The organism is Achromobacter dolens (assembly GCF_902859745.1).
GTDB lineage: Bacteria > Pseudomonadota > Gammaproteobacteria > Burkholderiales > Burkholderiaceae_B > Achromobacter > Achromobacter dolens.
Genome location: NZ_CADIJW010000007.1, coordinates 117,378 through 131,546, shown reverse-complemented (window position 1 = coordinate 131,546; position 14,169 = coordinate 117,378). Strand labels below are relative to the sequence as shown.

Genomic DNA, 14,169 nt, shown 5'->3' with positions numbered 1-14,169 from the left:
GCCGCGGGTTACGCCTGCTGCGCCTGCCACATCCGCCGATAGCGCCCCGGCTGCGCCAGCAGCTCAGCGTGCGTGCCCCGCTGGATGATGCGGCCGTCCTCGAACACCAGGATGCGATCGGCCGCGACGATGGTCGACAGGCGATGGGCGATGACGATGACGCTGCGCTCGGCCACCAGGGTGTCGATGGCCGCCTGCACCGCCAGTTCGCTTTCGGTGTCGAGCGCGGCGGTGGGTTCGTCCAGGATCACGATCGGCGCATCCTTGAGGATGGCGCGCGCGATCGACAGGCGCTGGCGTTCCCCGCCCGACAGCTTGCCGCCCGCCTCGCCCAGGCGGGTCTGCCAGCCTTGCGGCAGGCGCTCGATGAAGTCCAGGCAATGGGCGGCGCGCGCCGCCGCCCGCACCTCGGCCTCGCCGGCCTCGGGCCGCGCCATGCCGATGTTGCCGATCACGCTGTCGTCGAACAGGTGCACGTCCTGGAACACGGTCGATATCAGGCGGTTCAGGTCCGCGGGCGGCAGGCCGCGGATGTCCACGCCGCCGATCCGGATCGCGCCGCGCTGCGGGTCGGCGTGGCGCATCAGCAGGCGCGTCAGCGTGGTCTTGCCGGAACCGGACGGCCCCACCAGCGCGGTCAGGCCGCGCGCCGGCAGGTCCAGGTCGATGTCGCGCAGCGCCGGGGCAGTGCCGCCGGCGTAGCGGAACTCCAGGCCTTCGATGCGGATGTCCGCCGGCCCGGCCGGGCCGCCCTGCGAGGGCCATTGCGGCAGCGGCGCCACCGCGCGCAGCTCCTCGATGCGGGCCAGCGCGGCTTCGATCAGCGCAAGGACCGTGGTGAAGTTCACAAAGGTCGCCAGCGGTTCGGCAAAGCGCGCCACCAGGACCAGCACCGCGCCAAGCGCCGCGGGCGCCAGGCTGCCCTGCGTGACCCACAGCATGCCGCAGCCCAGGATCGCCAGCATGCCGGATTCGACGATGGCGGCCACCATCAGCGACGGCTTGGCGCCGCGCCGGTGGTGTTCGCGCTGCAATTGCTCGAGCTGCTCGAAGCCGGCGCGCAGGCGTTCGTTGGCGGCGCCGGCGCGGCCCGTCGCCAGGCACACGGGCAGCCCTTGCATGTATTCGAGCAATTCGGCGTTCAGGGCCTCGTTGGCGCGCCCGGTGGCGTCGTGGCCTCGGTCCAGCGCCGGCCGGCGCCAGCGGTAGAGCGGCACGATGGCGGGGAACACCAGCATCAGCGCCACGCCCAGCCGCCAGTCCCAGGCCAGCAGCGCCACGGCGGCCGTGGCCGGCGTGACGATGGCGCCCAGGATCAGGTTGATCACCGTCAGCGCGTAGTTCATCTGTTCGTCGACGCTGCCCAGCAGCTTGGCGGCGATGCCGCCGGTGCGGTGGGCCTGCAGCGCCTCCAGCGGCATGCGCCGCAACTGTTCTCCCAGCAGCACGCGCAGTTCGTGCGTGGCGCGCGCCATGTGGCCGCGATAATCGAAGCCCTGCGCCCGCCAGCGCAGGACGATGGCGGCCGCCGCCAGCAGGGTGAAGCCCGCCAGCCAGGCCAGCGCGGCGCGCCAGGGATCGCCGCGGGTCACATGGACGAACAGGGGCACGATGCAGGCCAGCGACAGGCCCTGGCACACGGCGGCGAGCAGCAGCAGGCACAGGCTGGCGCGCAGGCGGCCGGCCTGGCTGCCGGCGCTGCGGAGAAGGCGTCGATAGGTGTCGCGCCAGGGAGCGGGAGGTGTTGTCATGAGGCTTGGTCGCCCAGGGTCCAGCGACGGGCGCGTTGATGGTTGTTCCACAACTGGGCATAGAGGCCGCCGGCCGTGACCAGGGTGTCGTGCGTGCCGCATTCGGCCAGCCGGCCACGGTCCAGCACCAGGATCTGGTCGGCGTGGCGGATGCTGGCGAGCCGGTGCGCGACCATGATCACGGTGCGGCCGCGCATCAGCGCGGCCAGCGCGGCGCCGACCGCGCGTTCGTTTTCGGGATCGGTGGCGGCGGTGGCCTCGTCCAGCACCAGGATCGGGCGGTTCATCAGCACGGCGCGGGCGATCGTCAGGCGCTGGCGCTGGCCGCCGGACAGGTCCTTGCCGCCCTCGCGCAGCACGGTGGCGTAGCCGTCGGGCAGCGCCAGGATGAAGTCGTGCGCCTGCGCGGCCCGGGCGGCGGCCTCGATCTCGGCCGGGCTGGCGTCGGGACGGCCCATGGCGATGTTCTCGGCCACGCTGCCGGAGAACAGAAAGTTGTCCTGGAACACGAAGGCGACGTGCTCGAACAGGGTCTCGCGTTCCAGGTCGCGCACGTCGACGCCGCCCACCAGCAGGCGCCCGGCGTCGATGTCCCAGAAGCGCGCGATCAGCCGCGCCACGGTGCTCTTGCCGGCGCCGGAGCGACCCACCAGCGCCGTCAACTGGCCGGCGCGCGCGGTGAAGCTCAGGCCGTCCAGCGCGGGGGCGCCGCCATAGCCGAAGCGCACATCCTCGAAGCGCACGCTGGCGTCGGCAGGACGACGCTCCGGCGCGCGCGCCGGCGGCAGCGGCGCGATCGCCAGCACCTGCTGGATGCGCGCCACGCTCAGCTTGGCCTGGTCGATCATGTGCGCCAGCGACATCATCGGGAACATGGCCTCGGCCATGCCCATGCCAAACAGCAGCAAGGCCAGCCAGACGGGAAAATCGAGCTGGCCCTGCGCCGTCCACCAGGCGCCCAGCCACAGCAGCGCCGCTAGCGTCGGCAGCGGGCCCAGCACGGCGATCGCGAAGCGCGAGCTGAAGCTGGCGCCGCGGTACCAATCGGTCAGCACGACCAGGTAGCGCTCCAGGGCGCGATGGTAGCGGCCGAAGGTGGTCTGGCCGGTATCGAAGGTGCGCACCACCGGCATCGCCTGCACGTATTCGATGACCGCCGCGCTGACCTGTTCGCGCGCCTGGTGGTAGCGCCGCGTCATGGTTTCGCGCCCGCGCATCGCCAGCGACAGCCCGCCGGCGCCCACCGCCAGCACGCCCACGGCGGCCAGCGCCATGCGCCAGTCCAGCGCGAACAGCAGCGCCGCGCTGAACACCGGCATGGCGTAGGCGCGGGCGAACAGAGGCGTGCTGTCGGCCACGAACACGTGCAGCGCCTGCACGTCGTTCTGCACCACCTTGGCCAGCGGACCGCTGCCCAGCGCCTGCAATTCGCCGAATGACAGCCGTGCAAGGTGCCGGACCAGGTCGTTGCGCAGGATCACTTCCAGGCGGAAGGCGGCATAGTGCGACTGGTTGAAGGCCTGCAGCCGCAGGAAGCAGGCCAGCAGGGTGCAGGCCAGTGCGCCCAGGAACGCGGGCCAGGGGTAGGCGGCCGAGGTCCGCAGCAGGTCGCGCATGGCCAGGGCCAGGCAGCCCAGGCTCGCCAGGCTGCACAGCACGCCGGCCACCGCCAGGCCCATGGCCAGGCGGATCCGGCCGCGCACCGGCCGCATGATTTCCCAGGGCTTGTTCATGCCGCCTCCCGGGGAACCCAGCGCATGGCGGCGAGCAGGCCGAGCACCGCCAGCGCGATCGCCGCGCCGACCACGCCGCCATAGCCGATGCGGCCGGCCAGCATGGTGCCGGCCGAGGTCAGCAGCATCGCGAAGAAATGGCTCACGCTCATCTGCAGGGTGTAGTCGGTGGCGGGGCTTTGCGGCGACGATTGATCCATGATCAGCGTGCACAGCACCGTGGCGGCCGGCGTGTACAGCATGTAGTACAGCACCACCGCCACGCCCGCCGTGGCATGCGACCCCCAGGCCATGGCGGGCAGCGCCAGGCCGGCGATGCCCGCCACCTGCAACAGCGCCGCCGACAGGGTGGCGCCGCGCCGCGACCAGCGCTTGAGCAGGCGGCCGTAGGCCAGCGCCACGAGCAGGCCGGCGCTGGCGCCGACTACGTTGAGGACCAGCCCGATGTCGGCGAGCGACCAGCCGGTGTCGATCAGCGAGGGCATGATGACGGCATACCCCAGCGACGCGGAGGCCGGATAGAGCACCAGCAACAGCAACCAGCGCTTGCGTTGCGGTCCGCGCCAGAAGGCCAGCAGGCGCGCATGGCTGGCGGGGCCGGCGCTGCGGGGCCATTGCGGTTCGCGGTAACCCAGAAGCTGGATCCACGACACCGCCGTGAGCGCGGCCAGCAACAGGCAGCAGCCGCGCCAACCCAGCCGTGGATACAACATCAGCATCATGCCGCCGCCGACCAGGTTGCCGATCAGGCCGCCGGCGATCTGCAGGCCATTGCCGAAGCCGCGATCGGCCGGGCGGGTCAGCAGCCGGCAGGCCAGGCCGTCGAGCGCCACGTCCTGGGCGCCCGAGAACAGCGCCGTGGCCCAGCACAGCAGGTAGATCGCCGTGAAGTCGGTCCGCAGGTCGAGCATGCCGATCAGGGCCAGGCACAGCACCAGCCCGGCCTGGGTCACCAGCAGCCAGCCGCGGTAGTGCCCGCGCAGGCCGGTGGCGTGGCGGTCGATCCAGGGCGCGTACAACGCCTTGAGCGGCCAGGCCATGCCCATCAGGTAGACCAGGCCGATGGTGTCCAGGCTGGCCCCGCCGTCGCGCAGGATGGCCACCATGGCGATGACGAAGAACATCAGCCCCAGGAACTGGGTGCTGTAGAGGCTGGCCAGCAAGGCCCAGGCGCGGCGCGATGGCACGGGGAAGATTCTCCGGAGGAGTGAGCAGGCGGATGCCGGGCGTGCCGCTCGGGGGCGGCGCGGGGCGAAGGCGGCAAGCCCGGGAGGGAACGCGCCGCGAATTCATTGATGATAATGATTGTTATTGTTATTTCTACCCGAATCGGGTCATTTCAGCCTGAATCGGATAGAAGCACCGTGTCATTGCCGGCCGTTTCGCCACGCGGCGCCGGGGCGTCCTTGGGCGTTCGGGCCCGGACTGCTTGCCTTCGTCCGCTTTTCGGGGGCGGTGGCAGGGGCATTCCTTTTGCGTCGCGGTATCTATAATGTAGTCCCCTAGACTATATTCAGGCATTCATCCGCCATGGCCCACACCATCCGCCAGAAAGAAAAACTCATCGCCCGCGTGCGCCGCATCCGCGGCCAGCTCGACGGCCTGGAGCGCGCGCTGGAGGCCGAGACGCCCTGCGGCGAGGTATTGCGCCAACTGGCTTCCGCGCGCGGCGCGCTCAGCGGCTTGACCGCCGAGGTGATGCAGGGCCATCTGGACGAGCACGTGGTGCACGCGCCGTCCGAATCCGAGCGGGTCCAGGCGGCGCGGGAAATGATGGATGTCATCCGGGCCTATATGAAATAACCGCCCGCCGGCGCCGGGCCGTCGGTCACGGGCCTGGCGGGCAGCAGGAGCAACCCCATGAATCATTCCCCGTCCCACGATCATGTCTTCCTCGGCCAGGACCATCGGCGCAACGAGCGCCAGGTATGGTGGGTCATCGCCCTGACCGCCAGCATGATGGTCGTCGAAATCATCGCCGGCAATCTCTACGGGTCGATGGCCCTGGTGGCCGATGGCTGGCACATGTCGACCCATGCCGGCGCCATGCTGATCACCGCGCTGGCCTACGGCTATGCGCGCCGCCAGGCCCGCAATCCGCGCTTCACCTTCGGCACCGGCAAGCTGGGCGAGCTGGCGGGTTTCGCCAGCGCCATCGTGCTGGCGCTGATCGCCCTGATCATCGGCTGGGACAGCCTGGCGCGGCTGGTCGATCCGGTGCCCATCCGTTTCGACGAGGCCATCGCCATCGCGGTCGCCGGGCTGCTGGTCAACCTGGTATCGGCCTGGCTGCTGAAGGATGACCATGGTCATGCGCACGGCCATGGCGGCCATAGCCATGACCATGATCATGGCCGTCATGTCGATGGCGCCCACGATCACGGCCATCATGGGCGCGACCACGGCCACGACCACGGCCACGACCACGACCACGACCACGACCACGGCCGCGGCCGCGGCCGCGCGCCAGCCGCCGGTCATGGCCATCCCGCGCGGGTCCGTGACAACAACCTGCGCTCCGCCTACGTCCACGTGCTGGCCGATGCCTTGACCTCGGTGCTCGCCATCGCGGCCTTGCTGCTGGGCCGCAGCTACGGCTGGCTATGGGCCGATCCGGCGATGGGGGTGGTTGGCGCGCTGGTCATCGCGCGCTGGTCGTGGGGTTTGATCCGCGACTCGGGCACCGTGCTGCTCGACGCCGCGCCGCAGAGCGGAAAAATGCGGCGCGACATCGAACAGGCCCTGGATGCCGGCGACGGCGAGATCGCCGACCTGCATGTGTGGCAGGTCGGTCCGGGCCACTATGCCGCGATCGTGTCGCTGGTTACGCGCCATCCGCGCGACAGCGCCTTCTACAAGGCCAAGCTGGCGCATATCGCCGGCCTGTCGCATCTGACGGTCGAGACGCAAGCCAGCCCCTGAACGAGACGGCCCGCGGGCTCAGTCGCAGGCGCCGGCGTCACGCCGGGCCGGGTCGACGCAGCGGCCCCAGGCCTTGGCATCCAGCGCCGTGACGGGCAGGAAGCGGGTCATGTCGTGCACATACAGGAACACCCGGCCCGGGGTCTCGCGCAAGGCCCGGTGGAACGGCGCGATCTGCGCGGACGCCAGCACCACACGGCCCTGGGCATTGCTGACGCCCTTGAGCAGCACCGTCTGCACCTTCGGATCCCACGACGGCAAGCCGTCGCCCTCGACCGTGTCGGCCGGCACGCGCACCACGCGCCAGGGCTCGTCGGGGATCTCGGTGATGACGATCGGCGAGGCGCCGGGCGCCACCGGCAGGATCCGGTCCTGCGGATTGGCCGGCAGGGCATAGGCGATCATCGCGCCGTCCCGGTCGGGATCGGGACGCGACCGGTAGACCGCGCGCGTCGTGCCATCGGCGTTCAAGCGCTGCACCCGCGCGCCGAGCGGCCCGGCGCGCAGGTCGATGATGCGCAGCAGGGCGCCGGCATCGTCGCGCACGTAGTACACCGGCCGCGATGGCGTGCCGCCGCAATCGTCCAGGAACACGGCCGTGACGCGGCCCTGGCCGTCGCGGGCGACGCAAGCCTGCTGCAGCGCGCTCTTGCCACTGCGCGCCGACGTGAATTCGGCGTAGGCCGCCAGCCGGCCCTGGGCATCGTAGGCGAGCCGGTAGCCGCCATCCTCGACCTGGCGTCCGCGCACCTGCCGGTAGCGGTCGATGCGGCACAGCCGGCCGTCGGCATCGCGCTGCAACACAGTCGCGCCGGGCTCGCCGGCGCGACTGGCGTAGACGCTCCAGTCCACCGCGTCGGTCCAGAGGCGCGGCGTGAGATCGCCGTCCTCGGCCACGGTGATCAGCCGGGTGTCGGCTTGCACGCGTTCGCCATGCAGGCCCAGCAGCACGCGCGAGCCGTCCAGCGCCAGCGCCAGCGCCAGCGGCTGGGGGCGCAACGCGGCGCCCGCCGGCTCGGCGCCGAACGGCGTGTCGATGGGCGCGCAGGCGGCCCAGCCCAGCGTCGGCGCCGCGGCCAGCAGCGCGGCGCCGAGACGGCGCGGCCAGCGGCGGGACATCGTCGCGTCAGCCATGTTGCAGCCCGTCCAGAAAGCGCACCACGTCCCAGTATTCCCGCGTCATGGCGCCCAGTCGCAGGCGTGGCCCGTCGTCGAACACCAGGAAGGGATAGGCGTCGCGCTCGAGCTTGCCGTCGGGCGGCAGGCGATAGGGCTTATAGGCGTCGGGGTCGTTGAAATGGGGCTCCAGCCGGCCGCCGCCGTCGATATGCAGATACCAGGCGCGCAACTGTAGGGGCGCCTTGCCCGGCGGCGTGTCGGTGAAGGGGCCGCCGTCGCCCGCCACCACCGATTGCCGCAACAGGCCAAGCAGCAGGCGAGTCCGGCCCTGGTAGGCAATCTCTCCCGACACCGTGCCGGCCGGCTGCGCGGCCAATTGGCGCACGAGGGCCACCGCGCGCGATGACGGCACCACGGTGTCGGCGAAAATGCGCTCGACGTCGGCGTCGGTGGGGGTGGGCACGGCGGCCAGCCGGAGCAGGTCGCGCTCGAAATCGGCCAGCCATTGCTGGTAGCGCTGCGTCTGGGCCTGTCGGTCGAAGGCCTGGGCGGGGGCCGCGCAGGCCAGCCACAAGAGTGCGGCGGCGCAGCAAAGCGCGTAGCGCATGCGAAGGACGGCAAGACGCGCCGAAGCCAGCGTAGGGGAGGACATGCCGGTGGGCTCCTGCGGAAGGACGGAATGCCCGGGATTATGCGCAGAGCGGCGACGGTCTGTCACCTCGGTGGGCGGATCGCCGTGGCGGGGCACGGCGAGATTGCCAACGCTTCGTAACGTCTGCGCGCCAGGGCCGGCGTTATGCTCGACCGGGCAGCATTCTTCAGCGCGCGGCGCGCGGACTTCGCCGGCGCGTGTCGAGCTCGCGCGTTGCGCGCGGGTTCGCGCGGCGCGTGTTTCGTTTCGCGCGCGTTTCGTTTCGTGTGTCGCTTCTCATCGCAGGAGACCGATGATGATCAGCAAGAATACGATTTGCCTCTGGTACGACCGTGACGCGCTGGACGCGGCCCGGTTCTACGCGCAGACATTTCCCGACAGCGCCGTGGGCCGCGTGATGCATGCGCCCGCCGATTATCCGTCCGGGCGCGAGGGCGATGTCCTGACGGTGGAGTTCACGGTGGCCGGCATTCCCTGTCTCGGCTTGAATGGCGGCCCCGGCATCCTGCACAACCAGGCTTTCTCGTTCCAGGTCGCCACCGATGACCAGGCGGAGACCGATCGCCTGTGGAACGCGATCGTCGGCAACGGCGGCCAGGAAAACGTGTGCGGCTGGTGCCAGGACCGCTGGGGCTTGTCCTGGCAGATCACCCCGCGGGTGCTGACCGAGGCGCTGGTGTCGCCGGACCGCGCCGCCGCCAGGCGTGCCTTCGAGGCCATGATGCAGATGGGCAAGATCGACGTCGCCGGCATCGAGTCGGCGGTGCGCGGTTGAAGGCCGCGCCAACCTCCCGGTGACGCTCAAGCCGCCGGCAGCCCGAACGAAGCGTTGGTCGGGCCCGGCGCGGGGGCCGTTAATTACCGGTCCTTGTAAGGGATGCCATGGGAGGCCTGTCCGCCGCCACCGCGCCGGGGGCCGGGGGGAGGGAACGGCAATTGCGCAGGCGGGTGATTGCATCATCGCAATCGCAAGGAGAACCCCCGTGCAAACCGTATCCGACTTCGTGCTGGACCGCCTCGGCCAGTGGGGCGTGCAACGCATCTATGGCTATCCAGGGGACGGCATCAATGGACTGATCGGCGCCTTCGGCCGCAACCAGGCGCTGCAATTCGTGCAGGCCCGGCACGAGGAAGCCGCGGCCTTCATGGCGTGCGCCCACGCCAAGTTCACCGGGCAGGTCGGGGTCTGCATGGCCACCTCCGGACCCGGAGCGATCCACCTGCTCAACGGTCTGTACGACGCCAAGATGGACCATCAGCCGGTGGTGGCGATCGTGGGCCAGCAGGCTCGCAGCGCGCTGGGCGGCGACTACCAGCAGGAGGTGGACCTCGCCAATCTGTTCAAGGACGTGGCGCACGATTTCGTGCACATGGTGACCTCGCCGCTGCAGGCGCGGCACATGGTCGACCGCGCCATGCGCATCGCCATGGAACGGCGCAGCGTCACCTGCCTGATCTTTCCGAACGACGTGCAGGATCTCGAAGCCGTGCCCGCGCCGCCGCGCGAGCACGGCACGGTGCACACCGGCATCGGCGTCACCTCGCACGCGTCCGTGCCCCCGGCTGCCGCGCTCGAGAACGCGGCGGACATCCTCAATCGCGGCGAGCGGGTGGCGATGCTGGTGGGCGCGGGCGCGCTGGCGGCAGGCAACGAAGTCCGGGCGGTGGCCGAGCGCCTGGGCGCGGGCGTGGCCAAGGCGCTGCTGGGCAAGGCGGTGCTGCCGGATGCATTGCCATACGTTACCGGCGCCATCGGCCTGCTGGGCACCCAGCCCAGTTGGGAAATGATGAACGAATGCGACACCCTGCTGATGGTGGGCACCTCGTTTCCCTACGCCGAATTCCTGCCGCGCGAAGGGCAGGCGCGTTGCGTGCAGATCGACCTGGACGGACGCCAGTTGAGCCTGCGCTATCCCGCCGAGGTCGGGCTGGTCGGCGACGCCCGGCTGACGCTGGAAGCGCTGCTGCCCCTGCTGCGGCCCAAGGCCGCCGACCAATGGCGCGGCCACATCGAAAAGCGGGTGGAACGGTGGCGCGAAAAGGTGCACGCGCGGGCGTCGGTCGCGGCCAATCCGGTCAACCCGCAGTTGCCTTTCCTGGAATTGTCCGAGCGTCTGCCAACGGACTGCATTGTCACCTGCGACTCCGGCTCGGCGGCCAATTGGTACGCGCGCGACGTGCAGTTGCGCGAAGGCATGATGGGCTCGGTATCGGGAGGCCTGGCGAGCATGGGCTGCGGCGTGCCATACGCCGTGGCGGCCAAGCTGGCCTATCCCAGCCGTCCTGTGATCGCGCTGGTGGGCGACGGCGCGATGCAGATGCTGGGCATCAACGAGCTCATCACCATCGCCCACCGCTGGCATGAATGGAGCAATCCAACGCTGGTGGTGATGGTGCTCAACAACGGCGATCTCAATCTGGTGACGTGGGAGCAGCGTGTCATGGGCGGAGATCCGCGCTTTGCCGATTCGCAGTGGCTGCCGCAGTTCTCCTATGCCGACTATGGCCGCCTGCTTGGCCTGGAAGGCATTCGCGTGACCGCGCCGGATCAGGTCAGACCGGCCTGGGACCAGGCCCTGGCGGCGGGGCGGCCGGTCGTGCTGGAAGTGGTGACCGATCCGGAGATACCGCCGCTGCCGCCCCACGTGTCGCTCAAGCAGGCGCGCGCCTACCTGGCCGCGCTGGGCAAGGAAAGCGATGGCGCCGGCGCCGCGGCGCTGCGCGCCACGCTCAAGCAATGGTGGGCTGGCTGAGCGCGCGGCACGCGACTTGCTAACGGTTTAGAGGGGCGCGGCCGCCGCCTGAACCGGCCGACGTCCGGCAGTCATTTTTTCAAGGAGAGGTCATGGCTACACAAAATGGCAGCAACACGCTGCGTGAACTGGTATCGGGAACCGAGAATCTGCTGCGCAGCACCGCCAGCTACGGCGGCGCGGAGATCGAAGCGGCGCGTGATCGGCTCAAGCACCAGCTCGACGCCGCGCGCGCCGAGGCCCGCGAGCGGGGCCGGCATGCCTGGCGGCGGGCCCGCGAGGTATCGGCCGCCACCGATGGCTATGTGCATGAAAACGCCTGGAAGACCATCGCCGGCGCCGTGCTGGTGGGCGCGCTGGCCGGCGCCTGCCTGATGGCGGAATCGCGCCGTCGCTGAGCGATCCTTTTTTATCGATTCATTTCACGACATGCCGCGGGAAACCGCGCGGGAGCGACACCATGGAACATCAATCGAATATCGTCGGCGGGCCGAAAACCAAGGCGCTGGGCCCTGGACCGGAAGTCATGGCCGCCAATACCCTGGAAGGCAACGACGTCTACAACGCGGCCGGCGAGAGCCTGGGGGACGTGAAGGCCATCATGATCGACGTGCCGCGCGGCCGGGTGGCTTATGCGGTGCTGGCGCGCGGCGGCGTGCTGGGAATGGGCGAAAAACTGTTCGCCATTCCCTGGAACGCGTTGACGCTGGACACCGACCGCAAGTGCTTCGTGCTCAACGTCGACAAGGAGACGCTCAAGAACGCGCCGGGGTTCGACAAGGACAACTGGCCCAGCATGGCCGACGAGACCTGGGCGCGTGACCTGCACAAGTACTACAACCAGGACATCTACTGGTAGGCGTCTTCCAGGAGCCGCAGCATCATGCCGGCCAGCGCTTCGCGCTCGGCCGGCGTCAGCACGGCGCAGGCCTGCTCGTCGATCCGGCGCAGGATGGCGCGCCCTGGCTCCAGCTTGCGCCGGGCGGCGGCGGTCAGTGACAGCAGGCTGCTGCGGCCATCGGTCGGCGAAGGTTCGCGTTGCACCAGTCCATCGCGTTCCATGCGCGTCAGCAACTGCGCCATGCTGGGTTGCTCCACGTCGCAGGCTTGCGCCAGTTCTTTCTGCGTCAGCCGCGCGCCGTCCTTCAGGGCCACCAGCACCGGCAGTTGCGAGGCGGTGATGCCGATGGGCTTGAGTTCCTCGTCCACCCGCCGCGCCATCAGCCGCGCATAGCGGTGGATCAACAGCGTGGGCATCCGTCCTGGCTGCCAGTCGGGGGGAGTGGCCATACGTCCTCTTTTAATTTAATAGGCACCTATGTACTATGCATAGGTGCCTATTAAATTAAGGGAAAGGCCGTCATGCCGCAAGTCCCCACCATCGCGATCATCGGCGCCGGCCCGGCCGGCCTTACCCTCGCCAATATCCTGCAACGCCATGGCTGGCGCGCCGATGTGTTCGAGGCCGACGCCGCGATCGACGCGCGCGACCAGGGCGGATCGCTCGATCTGCATCCGGGGCAGGGGCAGCGGGCCCTGGCGCAGGCAGGCCTGCTGGATGCGTTCATGGCGGTGGCGCGCCACGAGGACCAGGAAACGCGGCTGGTGCATCACGCCACTGGCGCGGTCCTGCGCGAGGAGATTCCAGCCGCGGGGATGGGAGAGCGGCCTGAGATCGACCGCCTGGCGCTGCGCCAGTTGCTGCTGCGGCCGCTGGACGCCGGCACCGTGCGTTGGGGGCGGCGGCTAGATGACGTCATCCCTCGCGCCGACGGGCGCCATGGCTTGCGCTGCGCCGGCGGCGAGATGGGACCCTATGACCTGGTGATCGGCGCCGATGGGGCCTGGTCGCGGGTGCGCGCGGCGCTGACGCCGGCGCAGCCGGTGTACTGCGGCGTCACTTTCGTCGAGTTGTGGCTGCACGATGTGGACCGCCGCCATCCCGAGGCGGCCGCCCGGGTCGGGCACGGCACGATGTTCTCCCGGCATCGCGGCAACGGCATCGTGGCGCAGCGCAACGGCAACGCGACCGTGCGCGTCTACGCGGCCTTGCGCACCGGGCCGCAGGCGGGCAGCCGTCCGGACCCGGCCCTGGCGGGCATCGGCAAGGACGCGCTGCTGGCGCGCTTTGCCGGCTGGTCGCCGTCATTGTTGGCGCTGATTGCCGAGGCGGACCGGATCGCGGCGGTGCGGCCCATCGTGTCGTTGCCCGCGGGCACGCGCTGGCCCCATCGGACGGGGTTGACCGCGGTGGGCGACGCCGCGCATGTGATGCCGCCTTTAGGGGTCGGCGTGAACCTGGCGATGCAGGATGCGGCGGAGCTGGCCGAGGCGCTGGTCAGTGGCGACGATTGGCGCGCCGCGCAGCGCCGCAGCGAGTCCGCGATACTGGACCGCGCGGCGGCTGTGGCGACGCAATGCATCGAGTCGCTCGACGAGCTGTTCGACAACCCGCAGGCGCAGGCCCCGTGGCACGGACACGAGGCGCATCACGATGACGCCCGGCCCGGTCCATGATCCGTCAGGCGGCGGCTTCCCAATCGCCGCTGCCGGGCCGCACGGCCAGGCGTGCGCCGCCGCGCCGCACCTGCTCCCCAGCGAGCCCGGCTGCGCCAGCCGGGTCTGTGTCAAAACGGATGTCCAGCGCGGCGGCCACGCGCGGGTCCTCGATGGGCAATTCCCAGGTCAGGAATAGTTGCGACAGGTCTGGTCGCGGCGCGAAGTCGCTTTCGCGGAACGCGCGAGCGCCGCGCGGCACCACGCCATGCGGCTGGCAGGTGTCGAACAGCACGGCGGTGCCGCGGGTCAGCGCGATGCGCTGGCCGGTCTGCGCAAAAAACAGGTCCAGTTCCTTGTCTTCGCTCAGGAAAAGATTGCAGAAGGCCGCGCCGCCGTATTGATTGCCGTCGTGATGGTAGCGGGCGCCGCGGCAGGCCATCAGCGCGATGTCGCAGTCGGCCAGCAGGTCGCCCAGCCCGAGCGCGGCGCTCCAGTCGCGCATGGCCCGCACGCAGGCGCCGTATTCGGGCCAGCGGGCCATGGTGCGCGCCAGCGGCATCTGCTCGACGTCGCCGGGTTCGAGTTCGAGCCGGGTGTCGATTTCCCGCGCCCAGTCGGCGACCAGGCGCGCCGGCGGCGCGGGCAGGGTGAGCGTGGCGGTGCGCACGGCGGCGCCGACGCTGCGGCTGCGCAGCGCGTCGCCGCTCCAGAAATACGAAACGAGGGGGGCGGTGGGCATG

Annotated in this window: 14 protein-coding genes; 7 read left to right on the top strand and 7 right to left on the bottom strand. The window is 70.3% G+C overall.

What is annotated here, in order from left to right:
- Positions 1–8: 8 nt before the first annotated feature.
- From HV783_RS08570 to HV783_RS08560, 3 genes are read right to left on the bottom strand one after another with little or no spacing between them, the layout of a single operon-like run.
- Positions 9–1,751 carry an ABC transporter ATP-binding protein gene (locus HV783_RS08570; protein WP_175188977.1) on the bottom strand — a complete coding sequence of 581 codons (1,743 nt, stop codon included), beginning with the start codon at positions 1,749–1,751 and terminating at the stop codon, positions 9–11.
- Positions 1,748–3,463 (bottom strand): ABC transporter ATP-binding protein, encoded by a 1,716-nt coding sequence (locus tag HV783_RS08565; RefSeq protein WP_302477796.1) that lies wholly within the window; start codon positions 3,461–3,463, stop codon positions 1,748–1,750. Before HV783_RS08565 ends, HV783_RS08570 begins: the two co-directional genes overlap by 4 nt.
- Positions 3,464–3,480: 17 nt before the next feature.
- Complete coding sequence (locus HV783_RS08560; RefSeq protein ID WP_175188975.1) at positions 3,481–4,671, bottom strand: MFS transporter; 1,191 nt, start codon at positions 4,669–4,671, stop codon at positions 3,481–3,483.
- Between the two features lie 343 nt (positions 4,672–5,014).
- Between HV783_RS08560 and HV783_RS08555 the strand changes: the two genes are divergently transcribed.
- Both HV783_RS08555 and dmeF read left to right on the top strand, forming a co-directional pair.
- Positions 5,015–5,287 (top strand): metal/formaldehyde-sensitive transcriptional repressor, encoded by a 273-nt coding sequence (locus HV783_RS08555; RefSeq protein WP_054415202.1) that lies wholly within the window; start codon positions 5,015–5,017, stop codon positions 5,285–5,287.
- A gap of 57 nt (positions 5,288–5,344) precedes the next feature.
- Positions 5,345–6,406, top strand: a complete 1,062-nt coding sequence (dmeF, locus tag HV783_RS08550) for a CDF family Co(II)/Ni(II) efflux transporter DmeF (protein ID WP_175188974.1) — start codon at positions 5,345–5,347, stop codon at positions 6,404–6,406.
- Positions 6,407–6,424: 18 nt separating this feature from the next.
- Here dmeF and HV783_RS08545 read toward each other — a convergent pair whose 3' ends face one another.
- Together HV783_RS08545 and HV783_RS08540 are read right to left on the bottom strand one after the other, a co-directional pair.
- A complete protein-coding gene (locus tag HV783_RS08545; protein WP_254603850.1) occupies positions 6,425–7,540 on the bottom strand; it encodes a hypothetical protein in 1,116 nt (371 codons plus the stop codon).
- Positions 7,533–8,177, bottom strand: coding sequence for a hypothetical protein (locus HV783_RS08540; RefSeq protein WP_175188973.1), 645 nt, complete (start codon positions 8,175–8,177; stop codon positions 7,533–7,535). The genes HV783_RS08545 and HV783_RS08540 overlap by 8 nt, the downstream gene beginning before the upstream one ends.
- 295 nt (positions 8,178–8,472) lie before the next feature.
- Between HV783_RS08540 and HV783_RS08535 the strand changes: the two genes are divergently transcribed.
- The 4 genes from HV783_RS08535 to HV783_RS08520 all read left to right on the top strand — a co-directional run bounded on the left by HV783_RS08535 (position 8,473) and on the right by HV783_RS08520 (position 11,789).
- Positions 8,473–8,952 carry a VOC family protein gene (locus tag HV783_RS08535; RefSeq protein WP_054501211.1) on the top strand — a complete coding sequence of 160 codons (480 nt, stop codon included), beginning with the start codon at positions 8,473–8,475 and terminating at the stop codon, positions 8,950–8,952.
- 208 nt (positions 8,953–9,160) lie between these two features.
- A complete protein-coding gene (locus HV783_RS08530; RefSeq protein ID WP_054500806.1) occupies positions 9,161–10,930 on the top strand; it encodes a thiamine pyrophosphate-requiring protein in 1,770 nt (589 codons plus the stop codon).
- 92 nt (positions 10,931–11,022) lie between these two features.
- Positions 11,023–11,328, top strand: a complete 306-nt coding sequence (locus HV783_RS08525) for an ElaB/YgaM/YqjD family protein (protein ID WP_054500807.1) — start codon at positions 11,023–11,025, stop codon at positions 11,326–11,328.
- Between the two features lie 62 nt (positions 11,329–11,390).
- Positions 11,391–11,789 carry a PRC-barrel domain-containing protein gene (locus HV783_RS08520; RefSeq protein ID WP_054500808.1) on the top strand — a complete coding sequence of 133 codons (399 nt, stop codon included), beginning with the start codon at positions 11,391–11,393 and terminating at the stop codon, positions 11,787–11,789.
- Here the strand turns inward: HV783_RS08520 and HV783_RS08515 are convergent.
- Complete coding sequence (locus HV783_RS08515; RefSeq protein WP_254603849.1) at positions 11,780–12,220, bottom strand: MarR family winged helix-turn-helix transcriptional regulator; 441 nt, start codon at positions 12,218–12,220, stop codon at positions 11,780–11,782. The two genes, HV783_RS08520 and HV783_RS08515, sit on opposite strands and share 10 nt — an antisense overlap.
- A gap of 72 nt (positions 12,221–12,292) precedes the next feature.
- On the opposite strand from HV783_RS08515, the gene HV783_RS08510 reads away from it, so the two are divergent.
- On the top strand, positions 12,293–13,447 hold the full coding sequence (locus tag HV783_RS08510; RefSeq protein ID WP_175188972.1) for an FAD-dependent oxidoreductase: 1,155 nt from the start codon (positions 12,293–12,295) through the stop codon (positions 13,445–13,447).
- A 4-nt stretch (positions 13,448–13,451) separates the two neighbouring features.
- Here HV783_RS08510 and HV783_RS08505 read toward each other — a convergent pair whose 3' ends face one another.
- The gene (locus HV783_RS08505; RefSeq protein ID WP_175188971.1) at positions 13,452–14,168 is read right to left on the bottom strand and encodes a hypothetical protein; all 717 of its coding nucleotides are present in this window, start codon (positions 14,166–14,168) and stop codon (positions 13,452–13,454) included.
- Between the last annotated feature and the right edge of the window lies 1 nt (position 14,169).